This window comes from Algoriphagus jejuensis (genome assembly GCF_039523455.1).
Lineage (GTDB): Bacteria > Bacteroidota > Bacteroidia > Cytophagales > Cyclobacteriaceae > Algoriphagus > Algoriphagus jejuensis.
In genome coordinates, this window is the sequence record NZ_BAAAFI010000048.1 from 184608 (window position 1) to 206625 (window position 22018).

General features: G+C 46.1%; 23 protein-coding genes. 16 read left to right on the top strand and 7 right to left on the bottom strand.

Going from position 1 to position 22018, the window contains the following annotated elements; translation table 11 throughout:
* Positions 1–50 precede the first annotated feature (50 nt).
* The 4 genes from trxA to ABD031_RS20865 all read left to right on the top strand — a co-directional run bounded on the left by trxA (position 51) and on the right by ABD031_RS20865 (position 3247).
* Entirely contained in the window at positions 51–371 is a 321-nt protein-coding gene (gene trxA / locus ABD031_RS20850) for a thioredoxin (protein ID WP_343854800.1), read from the top strand.
* Positions 372–460: 89 nt separating this feature from the next.
* On the top strand, positions 461–1882 hold the full coding sequence (locus ABD031_RS20855; RefSeq protein ID WP_343854801.1) for an MBL fold metallo-hydrolase: 1422 nt from the start codon (positions 461–463) through the stop codon (positions 1880–1882).
* Between the two features lie 276 nt (positions 1883–2158).
* Positions 2159–2740, top strand: a complete 582-nt coding sequence (locus tag ABD031_RS20860; protein WP_343854802.1) for a YeeE/YedE family protein — start codon at positions 2159–2161, stop codon at positions 2738–2740.
* Positions 2741–2752: 12 nt separating this feature from the next.
* Positions 2753–3247 (top strand): DUF6691 family protein, encoded by a 495-nt coding sequence (locus tag ABD031_RS20865; protein ID WP_343854803.1) that lies wholly within the window; start codon positions 2753–2755, stop codon positions 3245–3247.
* 86 nt (positions 3248–3333) lie between these two features.
* Here ABD031_RS20865 and ABD031_RS20870 read toward each other — a convergent pair whose 3' ends face one another.
* The gene (locus tag ABD031_RS20870) at positions 3334–3891 is read right to left on the bottom strand and encodes a hypothetical protein (RefSeq protein WP_343854805.1); all 558 of its coding nucleotides are present in this window, start codon (positions 3889–3891) and stop codon (positions 3334–3336) included.
* A 500-nt stretch (positions 3892–4391) separates the two neighbouring features.
* Between ABD031_RS20870 and ABD031_RS20875 the strand changes: the two genes are divergently transcribed.
* The 8 genes from ABD031_RS20875 to ABD031_RS20910 all read left to right on the top strand — a co-directional run bounded on the left by ABD031_RS20875 (position 4392) and on the right by ABD031_RS20910 (position 12174).
* Positions 4392–5564, top strand: a complete 1173-nt coding sequence (locus ABD031_RS20875; protein ID WP_343854806.1) for an MFS transporter — start codon at positions 4392–4394, stop codon at positions 5562–5564.
* Positions 5561–6277 carry an acyl-[acyl-carrier-protein] thioesterase gene (locus ABD031_RS20880; protein ID WP_343854807.1) on the top strand — a complete coding sequence of 239 codons (717 nt, stop codon included), beginning with the start codon at positions 5561–5563 and terminating at the stop codon, positions 6275–6277. Before ABD031_RS20875 ends, ABD031_RS20880 begins: the two co-directional genes overlap by 4 nt.
* 284 nt (positions 6278–6561) lie before the next feature.
* Positions 6562–7623: a c-type cytochrome gene (locus ABD031_RS20885; RefSeq protein WP_343854809.1), complete on the top strand. Its 1062-nt coding sequence runs from the start codon at positions 6562–6564 to the stop codon at positions 7621–7623.
* Positions 7620–8975 carry a hypothetical protein gene (locus tag ABD031_RS20890; RefSeq protein WP_343854812.1) on the top strand — a complete coding sequence of 452 codons (1356 nt, stop codon included), beginning with the start codon at positions 7620–7622 and terminating at the stop codon, positions 8973–8975. The genes ABD031_RS20885 and ABD031_RS20890 overlap by 4 nt, the downstream gene beginning before the upstream one ends.
* Before the next feature lie 553 nt (positions 8976–9528).
* Entirely contained in the window at positions 9529–10515 is a 987-nt protein-coding gene (locus ABD031_RS20895; protein WP_343854815.1) for a fatty acid desaturase family protein, read from the top strand.
* Between the two features lie 10 nt (positions 10516–10525).
* Positions 10526–11716 (top strand): DEAD/DEAH box helicase, encoded by a 1191-nt coding sequence (locus ABD031_RS20900; RefSeq protein WP_343854816.1) that lies wholly within the window; start codon positions 10526–10528, stop codon positions 11714–11716.
* Positions 11717–11726: 10 nt separating this feature from the next.
* Positions 11727–11987, top strand: a complete 261-nt coding sequence (locus tag ABD031_RS20905) for a cold-shock protein (protein ID WP_343854818.1) — start codon at positions 11727–11729, stop codon at positions 11985–11987.
* Positions 11980–12174: a cold-shock protein gene (locus ABD031_RS20910; protein WP_343854820.1), complete on the top strand. Its 195-nt coding sequence runs from the start codon at positions 11980–11982 to the stop codon at positions 12172–12174. Before ABD031_RS20905 ends, ABD031_RS20910 begins: the two co-directional genes overlap by 8 nt.
* A gap of 57 nt (positions 12175–12231) precedes the next feature.
* Here ABD031_RS20910 and ABD031_RS20915 read toward each other — a convergent pair whose 3' ends face one another.
* Positions 12232–13227, bottom strand: coding sequence for a 2-hydroxyacid dehydrogenase (locus ABD031_RS20915; RefSeq protein ID WP_343854822.1), 996 nt, complete (start codon positions 13225–13227; stop codon positions 12232–12234).
* Positions 13228–13319: 92 nt separating this feature from the next.
* Between ABD031_RS20915 and ABD031_RS20920 the strand changes: the two genes are divergently transcribed.
* The gene (locus tag ABD031_RS20920; protein WP_343854824.1) at positions 13320–13754 is read left to right on the top strand and encodes a Dabb family protein; all 435 of its coding nucleotides are present in this window, start codon (positions 13320–13322) and stop codon (positions 13752–13754) included.
* Here ABD031_RS20920 and ABD031_RS20925 read toward each other — a convergent pair whose 3' ends face one another.
* The 5 genes from ABD031_RS20925 to ABD031_RS20945 all read right to left on the bottom strand — a co-directional run bounded on the left by ABD031_RS20925 (position 13755) and on the right by ABD031_RS20945 (position 18955).
* Positions 13755–14162, bottom strand: coding sequence for a hypothetical protein (locus ABD031_RS20925; protein ID WP_343854825.1), 408 nt, complete (start codon positions 14160–14162; stop codon positions 13755–13757). It abuts the gene before it with no gap.
* A 143-nt stretch (positions 14163–14305) separates the two neighbouring features.
* Positions 14306–15382: a peptide-methionine (S)-S-oxide reductase MsrA gene (gene msrA / locus ABD031_RS20930; protein WP_343854827.1), complete on the bottom strand. Its 1077-nt coding sequence runs from the start codon at positions 15380–15382 to the stop codon at positions 14306–14308.
* Between the two features lie 233 nt (positions 15383–15615).
* Positions 15616–16131 carry a hypothetical protein gene (locus ABD031_RS20935; RefSeq protein ID WP_343854829.1) on the bottom strand — a complete coding sequence of 172 codons (516 nt, stop codon included), beginning with the start codon at positions 16129–16131 and terminating at the stop codon, positions 15616–15618.
* A 93-nt stretch (positions 16132–16224) separates the two neighbouring features.
* The gene (locus ABD031_RS20940) at positions 16225–17577 is read right to left on the bottom strand and encodes a sensor histidine kinase (protein WP_343854830.1); all 1353 of its coding nucleotides are present in this window, start codon (positions 17575–17577) and stop codon (positions 16225–16227) included.
* Positions 17567–18955: a sigma-54-dependent transcriptional regulator gene (locus ABD031_RS20945; RefSeq protein WP_343854832.1), complete on the bottom strand. Its 1389-nt coding sequence runs from the start codon at positions 18953–18955 to the stop codon at positions 17567–17569. The genes ABD031_RS20940 and ABD031_RS20945 overlap by 11 nt, the downstream gene beginning before the upstream one ends.
* Before the next feature lie 445 nt (positions 18956–19400).
* On the opposite strand from ABD031_RS20945, the gene ABD031_RS20950 reads away from it, so the two are divergent.
* The 3 genes from ABD031_RS20950 to ABD031_RS20960 all read left to right on the top strand — a co-directional run bounded on the left by ABD031_RS20950 (position 19401) and on the right by ABD031_RS20960 (position 21973).
* Complete coding sequence (locus tag ABD031_RS20950) at positions 19401–20654, top strand: efflux RND transporter periplasmic adaptor subunit (RefSeq protein ID WP_343854834.1); 1254 nt, start codon at positions 19401–19403, stop codon at positions 20652–20654.
* Positions 20655–20730: 76 nt separating this feature from the next.
* Positions 20731–21117 (top strand): four helix bundle protein, encoded by a 387-nt coding sequence (locus ABD031_RS20955; RefSeq protein WP_343854835.1) that lies wholly within the window; start codon positions 20731–20733, stop codon positions 21115–21117.
* A gap of 160 nt (positions 21118–21277) precedes the next feature.
* Positions 21278–21973: an ABC transporter ATP-binding protein gene (locus ABD031_RS20960; protein ID WP_343854836.1), complete on the top strand. Its 696-nt coding sequence runs from the start codon at positions 21278–21280 to the stop codon at positions 21971–21973.
* Positions 21974–22018: the final 45 nt, after the last annotated feature.

Sequence of the window (22018 nt, forward strand, 5' to 3'; positions counted from 1 at the left end):
TTTGATCTTGGGCCATTACTTTTGTGTTGTATCAATATGAATGACATTGTATGAGCGCTCAAGCAAAAACTTTTCAAGAACTGATCGAAGGAGAAATTCCTGTTTTGGTTGATTTCTTTGCTACTTGGTGTGGACCCTGCAAATCGATGCAGCCGATCTTGGAAGAAACCTCTCGGCAGTTGGGTGCCAAAGTGAAAATTGTAAAGGTGGATGTAGATAAGAACCCGCTTGCCGCCAGTAAATTTCAGGTAAGAGGGGTGCCGACTTTAATCCTTTTCCAGAAAGGGAAAGTGCTGTGGAGGCAGTCCGGCGTAATTCCCGCGCATCAATTGATTCAAGTAATCAGTTCTACTGTTCAGGCAAATGCATGAACTCTTGTGTGATAAAAGTCCTTTAGCCTTTATCGCCTAGTCAATAATTTTATCAAAAGTTTTAGAAGGAAAAATAAATAGCTAGTGATATGAAAATCGAACAAATTTATACCGGATGTCTGGCACAGGGAGCCTACTACTTAGAGTCTGATGGAGAAGCGGCGGTAATTGACCCGCTGAGAGAGGTACAGCCATATATTGAAAAGGCGGAACGGAGAAACGCTAAAATCAAATACGTGTTTGAAACCCACTTCCATGCGGATTTTGTCTCTGGACACCAAGACCTGGCAGCCAAAACCGGCGCCCAGATCGTGTATGGGCCGACAGAGATGCATATGGGTTTCGAAGCCACCATCGCAAAAGACAATCAAGAATTTACATTAGGCAAAGCCAAAATCAAAGTGCTCCATACTCCGGGGCATACGATGGAGTCGGTTTGCTACCTTTTGATCAATGAGGAGGGAAAAGAAGAAGCGATCTTCACTGGGGATACCTTGTTTATCGGGGATGTGGGTCGGCCTGATTTGGCACAGAAAGTCTCTTCAGATCTGACTCAGGAAAAGCTTGCCGGACATCTCTATGATTCTCTTCGAAACAAACTCATGCCGCTTTCGGATGATTTGATCGTCTATCCGGCTCACGGGGCAGGTTCAGCCTGCGGCAAAAATATGAGCAAGGAAACCTCCGACACCTTAGGCAATCAAAAGAAAACCAATTACGCGCTTCAGGAGATGACCAAGGAGCAGTTTACAAAAGAAGTCCTGACAGGACTGACGCCGCCTCCCGCGTATTTCCCTCAAAATGTCATGATGAATATTCAAGGCTATGATAGCATAGATGAAGTCTTGGAACGTGGTGTGAGACCTCTGACCCCTTTAGAATTTGAGGTTGCGGCCAATGAAACCGGTGCCTTGATCTTGGATACGCGTGCGCCAGAGGTGTTTGCCAAAGGCTTTGTTCCGAACTCGATTAATATCGGAATAGAAGGAAGCTTCGCGGTATGGGTAGGAGCGATGATTCCAGACCTCAAGCAGCAAATCCTCGTGGTGGCTGAAGAAGGAAAAGAAGAAGAAGTGATCACCAGATTGGCTAGAGTTGGCTATGACTATGCGATAGGTTACCTCAAGGGAGGATTTCAGTCGTGGAAAGAAAGCGGAAAAGAAGTCGATAAGATCACTTCAATTTCCGTGGAAGACTTGGCGGAGATTGTTTCCAATCAACCGGATGCCGCTATACTGGACGTGCGTAAGAATTCAGAGTATCTCTCCGAACATGTGATCGGCGCCGAAAATGCTCCTTTGGATTTTATTAACGAGAGCATGGCCTCAGTGGACAAGGATAAGACCTACTATGTGCACTGTGCAGGTGGCTACCGCTCCATGATCTTCAATTCTATCTTGAGAGCGAGAGGATATGACAACTTGATAGATATCAAGGGTGGATTCAAAGACATCAAAGAATCGGGCAAATTCCCCCTTACGGACTATGTGTGTCCGACGACACTACTTTGAGTAGCAAGTATCTAGTAGCAAGTATCTAGAGGGTATAGATTAGCTATTAGCTTGTTAGATCGAGCACATAACGGTGTCAGGTGGACTATGGTGTTGTCAGGCTGAGCGGAGTCGAAGTCCCCCCCCTTCGGCTTCACTCAGGGTGACATTCCCTTTGGCTTCCCTCTGGGTGCACGCTATTCCATTTATTGATGGCGAGATCCGACGTTAGGCCGCTTCTCTCTGCTCACCACTTATCACTTACGCCTTTCCCCTTACCATTTCAAACTTCCAACGATGAATTCATTCCTACACTGGCTTTCGCAGCCCTGGCCTTGGTATGTGGCCGGGCCAATGATCGGCCTTACCGTTCCCGCACTCTTGCTGCTTGGCAACAAGACCTTCGGAATTTCCTCTTCATTGAGGCATATATGCGCTGCCTGCGTCCCGGCTGGCATTCCTTTTTTCTCTTATAATTGGAAGAAGGAAATCTGGAATCTTCTTTTCGTCCTCGGAATAGGTGTTGGTGGATTTATCGCAGCCAACTTTCTGGCAGATCCTTCCGCGATTGTTATTTCTGAAGCGACACAGGCTGACCTGAGGGCCCTGGGAATTACAGATTTCACCACCTTGATGCCGACTGATATCTTTTCCTGGGAGCAAATCGGTACAGGAAAAGGCCTGCTATTCTTTGTGATTGGAGGGTTTTTGGTCGGGTTTGGTACGCGCTACGCCGGAGGTTGTACTTCCGGTCACGCCATCATGGGGATCAGCAATCTCCAGTGGCCTTCGGTCATCGCTACGATTTTCTTTATGATCGGTGGATTTCTGATGACCCATGTCTTCATGGAGCCATTGATGAAGCTGGTAGGACTCTAAACCAACAAGAACATGTCAAAAGTAGAAATGAAAAATATCGCCGCCCAAGACCCAAACTGTGTCGCGCCCAATCTTCGGAAGGAGCACGAAAAGGGCTGGGAGCTCTTGAAATACCTCATTTTGGGAACACTTTTCGGGATTGTCTTTGTCAAAGCCGAGATCATTTCCTGGTTTAGAATCCAGGAGATGTTCCGCCTCCAGTCCTTCCACATGTATGGGGTGATCGGTTCGGCTGTGGTGACGGGGATGATCTCGGTGCAGCTGATCAAGCGATTGAACATCAAAAGTATGCACGGGGAGACTGTGGTGATTCCGGATAAAGAATTTAAAAAAGGCCAGATCATCGGTGGATTTATCTTCGGCTTGGGTTGGGCGATCACAGGGGCTTGTCCCGGACCGCTTTTTGCCCAAATCGGCAGTGGTTATACCGTGGTGCTGGTGACGTTGATTTCGGCTTTGGCGGGAACTTGGGTGTATGGTAAGTTTGCCGATAAATTGCCGAATTGATTTTAGGAGCATAAGTTGAACTAGTCCCTAGTAGGTGAGCTTGTCGAACCTAAACCAGGGGCTGTTTTTTTATTTAGATGACAGTCTTAACTCGCTGTTGGCAATTTTCGAGGACTCCATCCAATTTCCTGATAACACTTTAAGTCAAGCAGGGTTTCAATTGGAACTTCTAGAACTTTGCCGACCGCTCCCTCATCGGAATCTTTTCCATTCGCTGTTGCCATTGAAAAGGCTATAAAAATGTAGGTCAGTAGGTTACCTGTCAACAAGGGTAAGAAAAGCCTTTTTATTTTATCTTTAAAGATAATGCTGACTGTCAAGGCCTCAAGAAGTACACTTCCTACGCACATTAAGAGGTATGTCGCCACCCAGTTTATCGTGTCGAATGTCGCATGGGGCACAAAGTCGTCGACAACTCCGTGCCAAATTAACATCGCCCAAATCATAGTAAAAGTCCCGACAGACCCTGACACCAAGTTTCCAATCACCGAAGAAATGATGGATTTTGCCCACGGGTATTTTAAAAAGGATTTGATTATGAATATTTCAATTGCAACTGTCCCGAAAACCAGAAACCAAAAATTTCTAAGCTCCTCACTGATGTAAAGGGCAGGCCATACCATATTTTCCAAGATCGCCAACATTGTCTTTTTTCCTTATTGGAACATAAATTTGTCCTGAGGTTGGTCTTGGGGAAGCGCATTTTGCGTCCATTTCGGGGGACTAGCTGGCTCTCCAAAGATTTCCCTAAAGATATCAGACATCCCATAAAACGAAACGATGTTTTTCCAAAGAGAATAGATTGTTTTCTAGGCTCTATTCCATCTTAGAAATAGGGGTGCCTTGTTTTGGTACACGTCAAGGCTTTTGCTGACAGCTTTTTTTGCTAACACGACTATCTTCCAAAGGTATATTGACCGGATGCTTCCCGCTTCCCACCTTAGTCAAACACCTTCTTCATGATAAACCTGATCAGAAAGATGGCTGAGATGATCACTGCTCCCACGATTACAAACTCCATTTGCGTTCTTTTTTGACAAAACTAGCGTCTCTCGACAATAGTTTGCCTCTTCGGTGAATCTTTCCCGATTTGCGGGGCAATTTGGCTACCTTTGACCACCTATTAAACCAACCTATTAAATTCATGAATTACCTTTCCAAACGCCGTACGGCCGTGGGAGCGATGTTTTTTTTCGTCGGTCTTTGCTTCTCTACCTGGGCCTCCCGGATCCCTGACATCCAAACTAAGTTTAACCTGTCGGAAGGGCAATTGGGGACTTTATTGCTCTTTTTACCGATTGGATCGGTGATTGGACTGCCGATTGCAGGCTGGGCGGTGCACCGTTTCGGTAGCCGAAGCGTGAGTATTTTCGGTGGAGTGGCCTACGCCCTGACCTTGCCGTTGATCGGATTGAGCACGTCTACCTGGATGCTGCTGCCGGTGCTGATCTGCTACGGAATGCTCGGGAACGTGATGAATATCTCAATGAACACGCAGGGATTGAACTTGGAGGATCAGATGGGAAAGAGCATTCTGGCGTCCTTCCATGGCCTATGGAGCCTGGCCGGATTTACAGGTGCAGGATTGGGTGCAGCCTTGATACTGTTGGGAATGAATCCAGCACAGCATTTCGGTGTAGTCACCCTCATATCGTTGACGATTATATTTTTTGCAAAAGGCTTGATTGTGAAAGAAGAGAAATCTTCTGGAGGTGGAGGGCTTGTCTTGAAAAAACCGGATTCTCTGTTGCTACGAGTCAGCTTGATTGCTTTTCTAGGCATGATGGCCGAGGGTTGTATGTTTGATTGGAGTGGCGTCTATTTCAAAAAAGTGATTCTCGCCGACCCGGAGTTGGTGGCGTTGGGTTATGTCGCTTTCATGGGAGCGATGGCCTCCGGGCGATTTGTCACCGACAAGCTTGCAGCCAGATATACCAAAGTCGCGGTGATTCAGGTTAGTGGATTTTTGATTTTTGCAGGATTGCTGATCGCAGTGCTTTTCCCTCACGTGTGGGCAGCGACCTTCGGATTTCTATTGGTGGGACTGGGAGTGGCCTCGATCATACCGCTGTCTTATGGGATTGCCGGTAGATCTAAGCTGTATTCTCCGAGTGTGGCCCTTGCTTTAGTGTCCACGATTTCCTTTTTTGGGTTTTTGCTTGGGCCTCCTTTGATTGGGTTTGTGGCAGAATTGTTTGATTTGAAAATATCCTTTGCGCTGGTAGCAATGTGTGGGATGGGGATTTTATTACTTTCGAGCTTTCGTAAAAAAGTGTTTTTGATCCCACCCAAATTCCCCAAAAAAGTAAGTACATGAGTTTACCCGAAAACTTCCAATTTTCTAAAACGTTTGAAGTAGGTTCTTTTCAGGTCAATCCTGATGGAAATATCCGCCTTACCTCCTTGGCAGATTTGTTTCAGGAGATCGCTTGGGCGCATGCAGATTCTGCGGAATTTGGAAGAAACCTCTCTGGAATGAGCCTGATGTGGGCCCTGTCTCGACTAGACTTCAACATCATCCAATTTCCAAAATGGGGAGATTCCATCCGACTGTTTACGGGCTCCACCGGTGCTGACAAGTTGTTTGCCTTTCGTGATTTTATGGTGTGGGACCAGCAGGAGCGGGTATTAATCCGAGGAACGTCCTCTTGGCTACTGCTCAACTCGACCACCAAACGTATCCAAAAACCCGTGGCCGTGCTGCCTCCGGCGCTTTTTGATCCCTCGATGAAACCCGAACGACAGCCGCAGAAAATCTTAGCAAAAGGAGCGTTAGTAGGGTCAGAGACGATCAAAGTGAGATTTTCTGACCTCGACCTCAACTACCATGTCAACAACACCAGCTATATCCGGTGGGTAGAAAACATGATGGCCGAAATCAACCTTTTTCCAAGCCAGCTTTCTATCAATTATCTTGCAGAATGTGTCGGCGGAAATGTGGTGGAGTTGTCTCTCTTTAAGGAGGGAGCACGGTATTTTGTAGAAGGAAGAGTAGGGGTAAAGCTGGTATTTATTGCACAGGTTTCATGAAGTCACGGAGAATGATTAATTAGAAAATCTGAGGGTAACTCTCGACTTCTTCTGCCTAGATGATTGAGTCTAGCTTTTAGTGAGTACAGCGCAGGACACTTGTATTGGTGTTGAATCCATCAATCTGGTGTTGGTTCTGGAGTTAGTGTTTTTTGAAGTAGCGTTGACCGAAGCCCCATTGTGGCGGTTGGGATGCTGTAGTTTTCATTTACTTGGTATCATGTGACAGGAGTCACTGCAAGTAGTACCTGAAATACCTGACTTTTGTACCTTGTTCGATCACTATGAAAGCGTCAATCCAGCCATTTGTCAAACTAATCTCCTTGTTGGTTGCTCTGTTGGGGTTATCAGTGACGCTAGTAGGGGGTGTAGGTTTGGTTTTGTTATTGTCCACATTGGGCATATCCTTACCTGAACCGACGGAAAAGGGTGCGGAAGCTCCGAAGACTTTGGTGGAAACAGCAAAGATCCAGCCGCTGGACGATTCTACAGGTATGTGGAGGGCGCCCGATCTGTCCGAACTCGACGATATGCCAAACGGCGACGAGATCAAGTATGGGAGAGATCTGATTGCCAATACATCTGAATACTTAGGTCCACGGGGAAAAGTCCGGGCCATGTCCAACGGAATGAATTGCCAAAACTGCCACCTAAAGGCCGGTACCGCCCCGCTGGGTAATAATTACAGTGCTGTGGCAGCCAACTATCCGAAAGTACGCGCCAGATCAGGTCAATCCGAAGATATCCAGAAACGGATCAACGATTGTCTGGAGCGAAGTTTAAACGGTCAGACACTGTCCCGTGATTCCAAGGAGATGAACGCAATGGTTGCTTACATTGCATGGTTGGGCAAAGAAGTGCCAAAAGGGGAGTCCCCCAAAGGTGTCGGACTATATGACGTGCCGATTTTGGACAGAGCTGCGGATCCGGTCAGAGGCAGATCAGTGTATGATACGCAGTGCGCAAGTTGCCATCAGACTGATGGACAAGGTATTGCCAACGCTGACAATTCCGGATACTTGTATCCCCCGCTGTGGGGTGAAAACAGCTATAATTCCGGTGCGGGTCTTTTTCGCCTATCGCGATTCGCAGGCTATGTGAAAGCGAATATGCCTTTTGGAGCTAGTTACCAGAGGCCGCTTCTTACCGATCAGCAAGCTTGGGATGTTGCTGCTTATGTCAACAGCCTGGATCGACCGCAGAAGGATCTGTCAATGGATTGGCCGGACAAATCCAAAAAGCCAATGGATCATCCCTTTGGCCCTTTTTCGGATGAATTCTCAGAGCAGCAACACAAGTTTGGACCCTTTCAGCCAATCAAAGAAGCAAAAGCAAAATTCAAGTGAAGAAGAGAATAGCAGTCGCTATTTTTCTTTTGCTGTACCTACCGATCATAGCGGGGGCACAGGAGAAGGAAAAGAAGGTCAGTGTTTTGCCTGATGTTCAGTTTAGGACATTTTGGATGAATACCAGCTATCCAGATGTGGAGTTTAAGGATGATTTTGCGTTGGGAATGAGTTTGAATTTGGGCTTGAAAGCCGAAATTTTGGAGCATTGGAAATTCCAGGTGGGTTATCGTGCGTTTGCTAATGTGACGAGTTCTGAGATCTGGAGGCCCGATCCCACTACTGGTCAAGCCAACAGGTATGAAACAGGTCTTTTTGATATCCTAAATGCGACTGATCGGTTTTTTGGACAGCTGGAGACTTTTTCCCTAGAATATTCCACCCTAAAATTCGGAGTGAAAGCAGGCCGTATGGGCATCAATTCGGATTGGGTCAATGCACAGGACGGGAGACTTTCTCCCACGGCTGTTGAAGGAGTAAGACTATGGTTTATGCCAGATTCCAAGTGGAGTTTTTCCCTTTGGGGCATCGGAAAGTTTGGCGTCCGGGGCACTAGCGAATGGCTGGAAGTGGGGGAGTCGGTCGGAGTCTTTCCTCAGGGACGGAGCGTCGAGGGACAGCCTGGAAATTACTTTGGTCAGACCGACAGTGACTTGCTGGCGATCCTGGAGATCCATCGAAAAACTGGCAAAAATGCAAAGTTGAAATTCTCAAACACGTTTGCAGAAAATCTGTTTTCTATTTATTGGTTGGAAATAGCATCAACCAAGCCAAAGCAGAAGGGTAGCATCCTTTGGGGTTTCCAATCTGGATTTCAACATGGGGTAGGCAACGGAGGCAATGCCGATCCAAATCTCCGATACAAAGCACCTTCTGACCGCAACTACGTCTTGTCGGGCCGGCTGGGTTGGAATAATTCTCGCTGGATCACGCATCTTAACTATACTCATGTCGGCGGTAGGGGGAGATGGCTAAGTCCTCGCGAATGGGGCAAGGACGCTTGGTACACCTTTGTGCCCAGAGAGCGTAATGAGGGCTTTGAGTCTGTCGATGCTTTGGTGGCTTACGGAGAATATGGGTTTGCAAAAACGCCACTCGTTATTTACGGACATTTGGGGTTTCACTGGCTAGCTGATATGTCAGATGCTGCTATAAATAAATATAATTTTCCAAGCTACTATCAGCTAAACCTTGGGTTGAAATATCATCCAACCAAACTCAAGAATTTTGAATTTCATTTTATTTTGATGAATAAGGAGCCTATGAAATCTGAAAATCTGAGCTCCAATCAGATCTACAACAAAGTGGACATGATTCATTTCAATGGGATTGTAAATTGGTTTTGGAACTAGGTGTTGCAGCTCAGGATCTTAAGCTTTCGTGGCTTGGAGCTAAGTATTGGTTGGTTTTGAATTCGAAGAAATCAGCCTTCTGTCGGCCTGAAAAGCAGGCCTCTCGCAGGAAAAACCGTTAATTGAATAGATCAGAGTGGCGATGAAGTTAGGTTTCTTCATGGCAGTAGTCCTTTTCATTTAGTGCTGAATTAGGAAAAGCGGATCCCTTTTCCCACCTTTGTGCCATCGAAGAAATGTTTTCGGTACTTGTCATCAAGTTTAGCATCGGTACTATGCCTGCTTAAGTAGCAAATCAAGAGTTCTCCAGTAAGGGTATTAATTCTTCTTCTTCTACTTTTTTAATTCAAAAAGTGATCACTTCATTTTCTGGATTAAAATTTGCAGTTTACAACCCTTTCAACAATTCAAGATTTCGTTCCACTTAAAAGACATACTTATCAAGACTATCCGTTTTGCGGAATCAGATTTGTCTGATTTCTCCATTGCTCTCAAAAGCAGAGTAAACGCTTACTTCAAATCCACCCAAAAATCTAAGTTTGCAAATTCAGAGATGATCATCAAGACACTAGTCATGGTGAGTCTTTATTTTGTGCCCATGATCTTGGTGATCACTGGGGTCGCAAGCCAAACTTGGCAGCTATTTGCCTGTTTTATCATCACTGGTTTTGGTATGGCCGGTATCGGAATGGGAGTCATGCATGATGCCATTCACGGCACTTACTCCAAAAACCCCCTAATTAACAAATTGCTGGGATATACGCTCAATATGGTAGGTGCAAATGCCACTGTTTGGAGGATCCAGCACAATGTCTTACACCACTCCTATACCAATATCTCGGAAGGTGACGACGATATCAACGCGCCTTTCTTTTTGAGATTTACTCCCAATGTAGAGCGGAATTCCCTCCACCCTTATCAGCACTGGTACACCTGGTTTTTCTACGGACTTTCCACTATTTCTTGGATTACTTCCAAGGATTTCATCAGGTTCAACCGCTACTATAGCATGGGGCTGATCAAAGGCAAGAACATCTATAGAAACACCGTAATCAAGATCGCAGCTTGGAAAATTGTCTACTATCTGTTTACACTGGGTCTTCCGATTCTGTTTTCTCCATTTGGGATTGGTGAGATTTTGCTGGCATTTTTTGTCCTGCATTTTATTACAGGCTTGAGCATTTCACTGGTTTTTCAGACTGCTCATATTATGCCTGATGTAAATTTTCCCCAAGCCGACGAACACGGCACCGTAGAGGGTGAGCGCATGCTGCACCAATTGGCTACTACTTGCAACTACTCCGAACGAAGCAGGATATTTTCCTGGATGATCGGTGGTCTTAACTATCAGGTAGAGCATCACTTGTTTCCCGATATCTGTCACGTGCACTATCGGAAAATTGCCCCGATTGTAAAGGCCACTGCGGCCGAATTCAATATTCCATATCATTCAAAAAAGACATTTTTTGATGCTTTGCAGTCCCATTTCAAAATGCTGTACTACCTAGGTAATACAGAGATGGTAGCAGTCAAAGCTTGAACAAAATCCCATGAGTATATCTAGAAGAAATACAAAGCCTTCCACACCCCGAAACGGAGTTGTGGACAGAAGGCAAGTGAAAAAGAAAAAGGAATCTACGCTTGATCCATCGCTTTTTGTGAAGAAAGCCAAGCCAACCGGTCAGGCTGGTTTTCGTACCGAAAAATCCTTTAACGACCTCAGTCTAAATGAAAGACTGTTGGCCAATATCCTGGCCAAGGGCTATCAAACCCTTACCACGATTCAGGAACAATCCATCCTGCCCCTGCTGGACGGAAGAGACATGATGGCGATCTCCAAGACGGGTTCTGGTAAGACCGCCGCGTTTTTGATTCCGATCATTGAGCATGCGTTGAAAGATCCCCGGAACTATACCGCCCTGGTGGTGACTCCGACACGGGAACTTGCGCTACAGATTGAAGAGGAATTCAAGAGCTTGACCAAAGGCTTGCACCTGTATTCTGCTACTTTCATCGGCGGAACGAATATCAATTCGGATTACAAGCAGCTGGAGCGCAAGCTTCAAGTGGTTGTCGGTACACCGGGTAGGTTGTTGGATCTTTCTGACAGAAAGTTGCTTAAATTGAATCAAGTCAATACGCTCGTTTTGGACGAATTTGACCGCATGCTGGACATGGGTTTTGTCAATGACGTGAAAAAGCTCGTGAACCTGATCGGAAGACGCGATCAGACACTACTTTTCTCTGCGACACTTGAGCCTGGGCAAAAACAACTGATCTCCACGCTGCTCCACAATCCGATCGAAGTGATCGTGGAAAATGCCGGAGGTACCAACGAAAACATAGAACAGCAGACCGTAAAGGTGCCTGAAGGCGCTGAAAAGGGCGACATGCTGATCAATATGTTGAAAAGTCCGGATATGGAGAAAGTGATTCTTTTCACAGAAACCAAACGACTTGCCGACAGGCTCGCAAAAAAACTGAATCAAGCCGGCATCGCTGCGGGGCAGATTCATGGAGATAAGTCCCAGAACTTTCGGGTCAAGATGATCGACGAGTTCAAAAAAGGGGGAATAAGGGTGCTGGTAGCTACTGATGTCGCTGCCAGAGGAATCGACGTAGCTGATGTCTCTCATGTGATCAACTATCAGCTACCGATGACCATGGATGCCTACATCCATCGTATCGGCAGGACTGGCCGCGCCGGCAAAGTCGGCCACGCCATCACTTTTGTAAATTAAAATCTGACCTATGTCTAAAAATCAAAACACATTCATTAAAAAACAAAAGGCAGAACTGAAGAAGCGGAAGCAAAAGGAGAAGCTCGAAAAGAAACTGGATCGCAAATCTCAGCCTAAAGACGGAAGCCTCGACAATATGATCGTCTACGTCGATGAGTTTGGAAATTTCTCTGACACTCCACCGGAACCGCCAATTGTAAAAAAAGCAAATTCAACACAAACAAATCAAAACCGAGTAAAAACAAATCAAAATTTCAGAAATCATGAATGAAGGAACAGTAAAATTCTTTAACACTACCAAAGGCTTCGGATTCATCACTCCAGATGACAACAGCGAAGACGTATTCGTACACCACAGCGGTCTGGTTCACGAAATCCGTGAAAACGACAAAGTTCAGTACGACTTGGTACAGGGAAAGAAAGGCATCAATGCCGTTAACGTAAAGGTTGTTCGTTAATCAGAACTCTTCTTACTAAAAAGATCCCCGCAGGCTTACCGGCGGGGATTTTCTTTTTTAGGACGCTTTCACTTCATTAACCAACTCTTCTCCATTTTCAAATGCCGTGATGTTGGTTAAAGTCGTTTGGGAGATTTGTGCCAAAGCCTCCTTGGTCAGGAATGCCTGATGGCCTGTGACCAGCACATTAGGGAACGTCATCAGCCGTGCAATCTGCTCGTCCTGCATGATTTCTTCGGACAGATTTTTGAAGAAAATATTCTCTTCCTGCTCGTACACGTCGATTCCGAAGTAGCCGATCTTTTTGTTTTTCAGGGCTTTGATAGCAGCCTTGGTTTCGATCAGCGCCCCCCGACTGGTATTGATCAGCGCAACACCGTCCTGCATGTGTTTGATCGTAGTTGCGTTGATGAGGTGGTGGGTTTCTGGAGTCAGTGGGCAATGCAGCGAGATGATATGACTGCTGGAAAGGACCTCGTTCAAAGGGAGATAAGTGACGCCCAGTTGTTTCATTTCCTCATTTTCGTAGATATCATACGCGATCACTTTGCAGCCAAATCCTTTCGCAATCCTGCAAAAAGCCCGGCCGATCGCGCCGGTGCCGATCACGCCGATGGTTTTGCCATGAATGTTTACACCGGTTAGACCTTCGAGTGAAAAGTTGTTTTCGCGGACACGGTTGTACGCTTTATGGGTCTTTCTTGCCAAAGTTAAAATTAGCGCAATCGCATGCTCAGCTACCGCTTCGGGGCTGTAAGCCGGTACACGCACGATTTTCAATTTATTCGTCTCAGCGGCATCCAGGTCGACCTGATTGTACCCTGCACATCGGAGAGCAATCAGTTTGATGCCGAGCTGTTTCAATTTTTTGACGATAGCGGCATCAATATGGTCGTTGACAAACGTACAGATTGCCTCATGACCTTCTGCAAGAGATACCGTATGGATATCGAGTTTGGCTTCGAAATAACTGAAAGAGTGCCCGAATTCAGGCAAGATGCGGTCAAAACTCTGTCGATCATAGGACTTGGTGCTGAAGCAGGCGATGTTCATTTTTGTGTTTTATTAGAAAAATTCGGTCAAAGATTTGATTTTGGGGATTTAGAGACGATTTCTTTTTAGTTTCAAGGAAAATTAACTCATCTATGAAAAAGCTAATCTATCTCATTCCTATTGTGCTTTTCTGGTCATGTACTGAGCCTAAGTCGGTGGAGACCATTGAAGAAACTGTAACCGAAACCTCACCAATCGTCAAAGAAGTAGCTATGCCAGATTCTGTACTCCGTCACGTTGTCCTTTTTGGATTCAAAGAAACCGTCTCGCCTGAAGAAATTCACAAAATCATCGACGCCTTCAAAGCCCTTCCTTCAGAGATCTCCGAGATCAAAGGATTTGAATGGGGTACTAACAACAGTCCGGAAGGTTTGAATCAGGGTTTGACCCATGCATTTACGCTGACGTTTCATTCTGAGGCAGATCGAGATGCCTACTTGCCACATCCGGCCCACAAAGCATTTGGAGCTATTCTCGGATCCAGTTTGGCAAACGTAACCGTGGTTGACTACTGGGCAAAGCCTTGATTACTTGCTGATTGGAAGGGTACTGCCGTCCGTCTCGGCAGATTCTGAACTGTTGATCACTTCGGTTACAACAAATTCGCTGGTGCCTCTCCATGGCAGCATGCCGTTAAATTCCTCATAGCGCAGTTCGAGGTGTTTGCCCGAATTGCGCTCCAGTATTGCAGCCACTTCTTCGTCAGTGACACTGAATCGAAACTCGTTACTTTGTAGTGCACCGGAGGTCGGGCTTTGAAAGCCTTCCTGGACCATTCGGCCTTCCCACGTTTTGAACACGACTCCTTTTTTTACAAAATAGTTGAGACTGCCGGCTTTCACGCCTTCACCGAATACAAAATAGAACTTCCACCAAAAAACGATTCCAAGTACCACTACGAGAATCAGGCCGGCGATCCAGGCAAATTTTTTCATAAGTCAAGAATATGTTTGACTAAATATAATCAGTGATGTGATTAAAACTTATGAGCAAACAAAAAAATGGCGCCCTCTGGACGCCATTTTTTTTGAATACCGCACCGATTTGAACCTGGTGCTTCTCAGGGTTTCTCGGTCTTTTAGTCGACCAACCACAAGTAATCGCCATATCCAGCAGCTTCCATCTCAGCTTTCGGAATAAACTTCATCGCCGCGGAATTCATGCAATAGCGAAGGTTTGTGGGCTCTGGGCCATCGTAAAAGGAGTGACCAAGATGGCTCTTTCCGAATTTACTTCGGGTTTCCACCCGAGTCATGCCTGCAGATCTATCGATGGGCTTTTCCAAGGCTCGAGCGTCAATTGGCTTGGTGAAGCTTGGCCAACCCGACCCCGATTCGTATTTGTCTTTCGAGCTAAATAGTGGCGCGCCTGATACGATGCAAACATAAATTCCAGATTCCTTATTTCCATTGTATTCGTTTTGAAAGGCATATTCAGTAGCATCTTCCATGGTGACTTCGTACTGCAAATCGGTCAGTTTGGCTTTAAGCTCTGATTTGGAGGGATCTGGATATTTTTTTGCGCTCAGTTCGGGCCAGTGCGATTTAATAAATGCGTCACGCCCTGATCCATTTCTGTAAGCGTAGTATTCATCTGGGCTCTTTTTGTAGTAGTCCTGATGGTATTCTTCTGCAGCATAGAAATTGGTGTACTTGATAATCGGTGTGGCGATCGGTTTGCCAAATCGTTTGGAATCATCTAGACGAGCTTTACTGTCTTCAGCAACTTGTCTTTGGCTGGCATCATGAAAGAAAATTGCGGACTCGTACTGAGAACCGCGATCGAAGAAGGATCCACCCACATCGGTAGGGTCATAGGTTTGCCAGAAGATGTCTACTAGTTCTGAATAGCTGATGACTTCAGGATCAAAAGTGATTTGAACAGATTCCCGATGTGAAGTCTTGCCGGAGGATACTTCACCGTAGGTTGGGTTCTTTTCTTTACCTCCAGCGTAGCCAGAAACAACAGAGATAACGCCGTCAATACCTTCAAAGGGAGCTTCTACGCACCAAAAACACCCTCCGGCGAATGTTGCTAGCTGTGTCTTGGAGGAAAAAGTTTCTGTAGAAGCCGATTCAGAACTCCTGTCAGTGGCTTCTTTCTCTGCAGAGGGACTGCCGCAAGCCATTAGAAGGCTAAATATCAAACTCATCATAAGCGCTGGAATTGTTTTTTTAACAAATGGCATTAGGTAAATCATGGGTGGAATTTTCTCTTGGTAAATGGGAAACGCTCGAAGGATAGTAACTGTTCAGCATATTCATTAAAATTCGGAACGTGATCTTTGAGCTAAAGTACGCATGTAGCTAGAAATCGGATCTAGAGGAGCAAGAAATCAAAGCTTATAGGATTAGTTAATCGGACTAGCGTGGGCCATCACACCGATTGTCACCCCATATGTTTTAGGAAAAAGTCTTTCAATTGTTTGGCCTCATCTTCATCCACTTTTTTGTCCTCCAGCACGGTTTTAAGAAGCTCGGCCAATTCGTCGATAGGAGATTGGGTCTGAAGTTGACTGTGTTTTTCCAGCCATTTGTTGAGTTTGTAGATCTCGTAGGTATTGACATCCCCGCTGGCCACAATCCCGTGGAAGACTCCTCCCAAGAAATGGATGTTGGTGGCGGGGTCACCGTCGGCACCAAGTTCAGCTAGAAAGGTTCTTAAGATGGTTTTGACTTGTTCCAGTTCTTCGGAGTTGACCTTGCCCTCATCGATGATCGGTTTGATTTGCTCGTAAAGGTGATGAAACGGCTCCTGTTCACATATCCGCGCGTATTCCCGACACCAATCCTTCAAAGCCTGAAATTCATTCCGATCGACCACTCCGTCGAGTGTGACCCCGTAGATCAGCCCTGAGAGCTGATACGCCGCATTTTTTCCTTCGGTTATAGTTGGGTTTTTCATCTGAAAGTTTTTTCAGAATTTACAATCTATCCCACTAAGATGCTCAAACTGATGGCGTTTTTTTTAGAATAGGGTAATTTTCCTACCGCATGCCTACCTGAAATTCAGAGAAAAAACCGTGCGTTCATTTGGAATTGAAGTCACTTGTAGGCTGCCTCGATGAAGGTTCATGATCTGTCTGGAGATGGCCAATCCGATCCCTGATCCGGTTTTCTTTGTCGTATAGAAGGGGACAAAAATTCGCTCCAGCGCCTCTGGTATGATTCCCGCTCCGTTGTCCTCGACCTGAATGCTGGTTCCCAGATCGCCCTGGCCCAAGGCCCTGAGAAAAATAGTCCGGTCAGCCTGATTTTGGACGGATTCCGCGGCATTTTTGACTAGATTGATCAGGATCATTGTGATCTGGTCCGGGTCGCAAAGCACCTCCAATTCGAGGGGTACAATCTCAGTTTGGATGTCAATGTGTTTCGACTTCAGCTCTTCTTTCATCAGACCGATTACGTTTTCAAAAAGCACTCGAACCGGAATCAGCTCCTTTTTTGGTTCGGGAATATTAGTGTAGTCCCGGTAAGCATTTACAAAAGAGACCAATCCCTTGCTCCGGTTGGCAATAGTGTCCAAACCTTCTTGAATGTCTTGAAAACCGTCTTTTTTGATCAAGAATCCCTCTTGCTGTACATAGCTGTCCTCGTCTAGGATCGTGCGTAGCGACTCCACCAAACTCGATATTGGCGTGATCGAATTCATAATCTCGTGACGAAGGACTTTGGTCAAGTTTTGCCAGGCTTCTAGTTCGTTGGATTGGAGTTCTGCGTTGATGTTTTGGAGGGAAAGCAATGACCAGCTTTGGCCTCCCATCTTGAGCGAGGCGGATTGGATGATCAGGTGAAGATTGCTGTTCACCCGAAAGGAAATTCGTTGTCCGGGCTTCATGTCGGTCACCTCTTTGAGAAGCTTAGGGGAGAGCTTGCCCAGGTCTGTGATGTCCCTGAACTGCGGGATCTGAAGCAAATGCTTGGCGGCATTGTTGATCACACCGATTTTTCCGGCTGAATTGAAAGAGATAATTCCAGTATTGATGTGCTGGATGATGATCTGAAGGAATAGCATCTGCTCTTCCTTTTCGGCACGGGTTTGCTTGAAGACTTCCATCACCTCGTTGAAGGCTTTGTTCACTTCGCGAAATGAACCTCCCATCTTGCTGTCTGATGTAAACGAAGACGAAAAGTCGGTGAATCGAATGGAGTCGAGAAAGCGGGCCAATTTGTGATTGATCGAATTGACGTAATAGATCATTTCTCCGGCTAGGAAAATGACGATCAGAGCCAAAATCGCCGGTGCAAGCCAAAGATTTTGGGCATAGAACAACCAAATCCCCAGAAACAAACATGTTGTAATCAATGCGATCCGTAAAGAAATCCCAACTGAAAACCTCTTATAGACCATATTTTTCCAGTCTTCTATAAAGCGAAGATCGAGTCAAGCCCAACTCGTCCGCAGCGCGGGTGATGTGACCGTTGTGTTTTTGAAGTGCTTTGCGAATCAATATCCGCTCGACATCTTCGATGTTCAGGTGCTCTAGACTGACTGATTCTTCCTTTTGATCAGGTTGAGCCATTTTTTGTAAAAAGAGGTCTTCCGGCTGCAGCACGTTGTGACTACTCATGATGACCGCCCGCTCGATGCTGTGCTGGAGTTCGCGGATATTTCCCGGCCAGTGGTATTTCATCATTCGCTTGAGCAGAGGTTCAGAGGCTTTGCGGATGTCTTTGTTGTATTTTTTGGAGTAAAAAGCGATGAAGTGATCTGCTAAAAGTGGGATGTCGTTGACTCTTTCCCGCAGTGGCGGAAGTTGGATTTCGATAGTATTGATGCGGTACAGCAAATCCTGGCGGAAGGTGTTGTCATACACCATGTTGTGTACAGACAAATTTGTCGCCGAAATCAGTCTAATATTGACGTCCACAGGACGGTTGGCACCGACTCTGGTGACCTGTCGGTTTTGAAGTACGGCCAAGAGTTTTGCCTGGAGTGGGAGGGGAAGATTGCCGATTTCATCGAGGAAGAGCGTGCCTTTATGCGCCTGTTCAAATCGGCCAGCTCGGTCCTCCTTGGCATCGGTAAAGGATCCCTTTTTGTGGCCAAAAAGTTCCGACTCAAAGAGGGTAGCCGTGATGGATCCTAAATCCACTCCCACAAACGCCTCTCGGCTTCTGCGCGAATGTCGGTGAATCGCGCGTGCGATCAGTTCTTTTCCGGTACCGTTTTCTCCCAAGATCAGCACATTGGCATCGGTCGCGGCGACCCGCTCTATGGTTTCAAAAATTTGCTGCATCGCCCCGCTTTGGCCGATGATGTCTTTGAATTTGTTGTCAGCGTCTTGCTGTAGGGTGTCTTTTTGGTCTTTGAGGAGATTAACTTCGAGCTTTTTCTGTCTCAGTTTCAGTGCGGAATTCAGCGTGGCCAGCAGGCGCTCATTTTCCCAAGGCTTCAACACAAAGTCTGTCGCTCCTTCTTTGATCGCCCTTACGGCAAGATTCACATCGCCATAGGCCGTGATCAGCACCACGACTGCGGATGGGTCCAGCTCCAATATTCTGTCCAACCAGTAAAATCCCTCTTGGCCTGAACTCACGTCCTTGGTGAAGTTCATGTCGAGCAGGATCACGTCATAGCTTTCATTGTGGGTCAGGATCGGCAGTAGATCCGGATTGGTTTCGGTATCCACCTGTGCAAAATGTCGCTTGAGAAAAATTTTTGCCGCCTTTAGGAGGTCTTCGTTGTCATCTACGATGAGTATTTTGCCGAATCGTTGGTCGTTCATGGAAAAAGGCGCTTATATATTTTGGAAACTAAAGAAAGACAGAAGAGGCAGTCAGCGATGCATTTCATAGAATTTCGAAAATCAAATAGCCCCTCAGCAAATTCAATCCGAACATTCGCCGCTACGAGTGAAAACCGATCCCAGCCACTGCAAACTGTCTGTCACTCTTCTTTCCAAAAGTTTGCCGCTTTTTTATAAGTATCAAATTCGGCCAAAAAGTGCCATTTTCGGACGAATTGGGCTGATTTTGAGTTCAACTTTTCCTTGAAAAAGGTACGGAGAAAAATTCGGCTTCGAACCACTTTTGTTCGGTGGCGGACGAAAATGTTCGACAGTTGAAAATCGAAATTTAAGGAAATCTTGTTTAGGAGTGCCCTGAGGCAATATTTTGCATGGCACAACCTTTGGCACAAAGAGGACAAGCCAAGTAGGGCATTTTCACACAATGGATAGAAAAATAGAAAAGAAAACCTGGACTCTCCGGAGAATCGCCGCCGTCGCCGGCGGTGTTGTCTTATTGGGGGGAATTATTTACCAAATCGGATTTGCAGACCATCGGTCTACCATGAATGTCGAGCAGGATCGACTCAGTATCGCGACCGTTTCCACCGGCGAGTTTACCGATTACATCTTGGTGTCTGGACAGATCGAGCCATCTAGGACAGTTTATCTGGATGCAATCGAGGGTGGGGTGGTCGATCAAGTGGTACGCGAGTCGGGGGCTTTGCTGCGCAAGGGTGATACTATCTTGGTGCTCTCCAACTCCAACCTTCAGCTGGACGTGATGCAGCGGGAGACCATGCTCTACGAGCAGATCAACAACCTGCGTCAAACCCGACTTTTCCTGGATCAAAATGACTTGGTCCAGTTGGGGCAACTGGCGGAGATTGATTACCAGATCAGTTTGCTGGAGCCTCAGTATAAGAGATTCAAGGAACTTCACTCAAAAAAGCTGGTTTCTGACCGGGAATTCGAAGAAGTGAAGGAGCAATACGAATACAATCTGAAAAGAAAGGAATTGACCTATAAGTCATATAAAAGTGACTCGATGGCCAGGTCATATCAGCTGACCCAGCTACGGCAGTCAGAAGGAAGGATGAACGCTTCCCTGAACGGGGTCGGCAATATCCTTGACAATCTGGTCATCACCGCGCCGATCGCGGGTCAATTGGCCACACCACAGCAACTCGAAATCGGCCAAGCCATCACATCTGGACAGCGCTATGGACAAATAGACATGCTGGATGAATTTAAGGTCAGGGTGCCGATCGACGAACTTTATCTTCCTCGAATCAGCACAGGACTGCGTGGGAAATTTACGCTTAGTGGTCAGGACCACGAGTTGGAAATTACCAAAAGCTACCCAACGATCACCAATGGTCGATTTGAAGTGGACATGGCGTTCACCGGTGAAAGTCCTACCGGTATTCGTCGCGGTCAAAGCGTAAGGATACGTCTGGAATTGGGGCAAAGCGAAGAGAGTTTGCTGCTTCCTACCGGCGGGTTCTTCAAGGACACGGGGGGAAACTGGGTGTTTGTGCTTAATCCTACGACCGGTGTTGCCGAAAAGCGAAACATTCGCTTGGGTAGAAAAAATCCTGAATTCTATGAAGTTTTAGAAGGGCTGACAGAGGGTGAAAAAGTCATCGTCAGCGGCTATGAGAATTTTGGGACGAATGAGGTGCTGGAGTTGAAGTAGAAAGAAAGACTGAAGACCGAAGACAGGAGAACGAAGATGTTTTAATGATCTAGCGTATTTTTAGTTCAGCAATAGCTTGGCGAATCTTTGTTTATTAAGGAAAGATAAAATGGGTTTCAAATTTGAAAAGTTGATTATTTGGCAGAAAGCGATGGATTTGGCCGAAGAAATTCAGGAATTGTCTAAGAAGTTTTCAAATGAGGAGGTGTATAATTTGACAAGTCAAATTCGTAGAGCGGCAGATTCCATTGCGCTTAATATCGCAGAAGGTTCGATCGGCCAAACTAACCCAGAGCAGGGTAGATTTATCGGCTACGCGCTTAGGTCTTTGGCTGAGGTTGTGACTTGTTTGTACAAAGCAAAAAGAAGGAAGTATATCGAGGATTCAGAGTTTGACAAGCTTTATTCCGAGTGTTTCAATCTTTTGAATATGATTATAGGATTTAAAAAATCAATTAAATAAATACTGGAGAACTTTGGTCTTTCGAACCAAAAACTATCAAACAAAACGAATGGGGAACTGCTACTTCGGTCTCCCGTCTTCAAACTCAAAAACTATCAAACAAAACGAATGGGGAACTGCTACTTCGGTCTTCGGTCTCCCGTCTTCAAACTCAAAACACATGAACGTAATCAAAACCGTCGCCCTCAGAAAGATGTATGCTACTGAGGAAGTAGAGACCACCGCGCTGGATGGGATCCAAATCGAAATCAAGAAAGGCGAATTTGTCGCCATCATGGGCCCCTCGGGATGTGGTAAATCCACTCTACTGAATATTATCGGGCTTTTGGACAATCCGGACGGGGGAGAATATTACTTTCTGGATCAGGAAGTGGCCAAGTTTTCAGAGCGTCAAAGATCCGCTTTGAGAAAGGGGAATATCGGATTTGTCTTTCAGTCATTCAATCTGATTGATGAGCTGACCGTGTTTGAAAATGTGGAGCTTCCGCTTCTTTATCTGAAAGTTCCCTCTGACGAGCGAAAGAAAAAAGTAGAAGAAGTCCTGACCCGCATGAACATTATGCACCGAAGAAACCACTTCCCGCAGCAGCTTTCGGGTGGTCAGCAGCAACGTGTGGCTATTGCCAGAGCCATAGTCGCCAAGCCATCCGTGATCCTCGCCGATGAACCTACAGGTAACTTGGATTCTACGAATGGCGAAGAAGTAATGCGTCTTTTGGAAGAGCTCAACAACGAAGGAACTACCATCGTGATGGTAACTCACTCTCCGCATGACGCCAACTACGCCCACCGAATCATCAACGTGTTTGATGGTAAAGTCGTGACCGAGAATATTCGGGAACAGTTTCATGTGTAACGTTTTTGCGCGGGAAGGACTACCGAAGCAGTCTGCCTACTACAA

What these genes read in the sequence shown, in the direction of transcription:
- ABD031_RS20875 (WP_343854806.1), top strand. Translation starts at nt 4,392, where the DNA reads ATGAATTACCTTTCCAAACGCCGTACGGCCGTGGGAGCGATGTTTTTT.
- ABD031_RS20950 (WP_343854834.1), top strand. Translation starts at nt 19,401, where the DNA reads ATGGATAGAAAAATAGAAAAGAAAACCTGGACTCTCCGGAGAATCGCC.
- ABD031_RS20915 (WP_343854822.1), bottom strand. Translation starts at nt 13,227, where the DNA reads ATGAACATCGCCTGCTTCAGCACCAAGTCCTATGATCGACAGAGTTTT.
- msrA (WP_343854827.1), bottom strand. Translation starts at nt 15,382, where the DNA reads ATGATGAGTTTGATATTTAGCCTTCTAATGGCTTGCGGCAGTCCCTCT.
- ABD031_RS20940 (WP_343854830.1), bottom strand. Translation starts at nt 17,577, where the DNA reads ATGGTCTATAAGAGGTTTTCAGTTGGGATTTCTTTACGGATCGCATTG.
- ABD031_RS20870 (WP_343854805.1), bottom strand. Translation starts at nt 3,891, where the DNA reads ATGTTGGCGATCTTGGAAAATATGGTATGGCCTGCCCTTTACATCAGT.
- ABD031_RS20945 (WP_343854832.1), bottom strand. Translation starts at nt 18,955, where the DNA reads ATGAACGACCAACGATTCGGCAAAATACTCATCGTAGATGACAACGAA.
- ABD031_RS20885 (WP_343854809.1), top strand. Translation starts at nt 6,562, where the DNA reads ATGAAAGCGTCAATCCAGCCATTTGTCAAACTAATCTCCTTGTTGGTT.
- ABD031_RS20900 (WP_343854816.1), top strand. Translation starts at nt 10,526, where the DNA reads ATGAGTATATCTAGAAGAAATACAAAGCCTTCCACACCCCGAAACGGA.
- ABD031_RS20895 (WP_343854815.1), top strand. Translation starts at nt 9,529, where the DNA reads ATGATCATCAAGACACTAGTCATGGTGAGTCTTTATTTTGTGCCCATG.
- trxA (WP_343854800.1), top strand. Translation starts at nt 51, where the DNA reads ATGAGCGCTCAAGCAAAAACTTTTCAAGAACTGATCGAAGGAGAAATT.
- ABD031_RS20880 (WP_343854807.1), top strand. Translation starts at nt 5,561, where the DNA reads ATGAGTTTACCCGAAAACTTCCAATTTTCTAAAACGTTTGAAGTAGGT.
- ABD031_RS20910 (WP_343854820.1), top strand. Translation starts at nt 11,980, where the DNA reads ATGAATGAAGGAACAGTAAAATTCTTTAACACTACCAAAGGCTTCGGA.
- ABD031_RS20855 (WP_343854801.1), top strand. Translation starts at nt 461, where the DNA reads ATGAAAATCGAACAAATTTATACCGGATGTCTGGCACAGGGAGCCTAC.
- ABD031_RS20865 (WP_343854803.1), top strand. Translation starts at nt 2,753, where the DNA reads ATGTCAAAAGTAGAAATGAAAAATATCGCCGCCCAAGACCCAAACTGT.
- ABD031_RS20960 (WP_343854836.1), top strand. Translation starts at nt 21,278, where the DNA reads ATGAACGTAATCAAAACCGTCGCCCTCAGAAAGATGTATGCTACTGAG.
- ABD031_RS20920 (WP_343854824.1), top strand. Translation starts at nt 13,320, where the DNA reads ATGAAAAAGCTAATCTATCTCATTCCTATTGTGCTTTTCTGGTCATGT.
- ABD031_RS20905 (WP_343854818.1), top strand. Translation starts at nt 11,727, where the DNA reads ATGTCTAAAAATCAAAACACATTCATTAAAAAACAAAAGGCAGAACTG.
- ABD031_RS20935 (WP_343854829.1), bottom strand. Translation starts at nt 16,131, where the DNA reads ATGAAAAACCCAACTATAACCGAAGGAAAAAATGCGGCGTATCAGCTC.
- ABD031_RS20925 (WP_343854825.1), bottom strand. Translation starts at nt 14,162, where the DNA reads ATGAAAAAATTTGCCTGGATCGCCGGCCTGATTCTCGTAGTGGTACTT.
- ABD031_RS20860 (WP_343854802.1), top strand. Translation starts at nt 2,159, where the DNA reads ATGAATTCATTCCTACACTGGCTTTCGCAGCCCTGGCCTTGGTATGTG.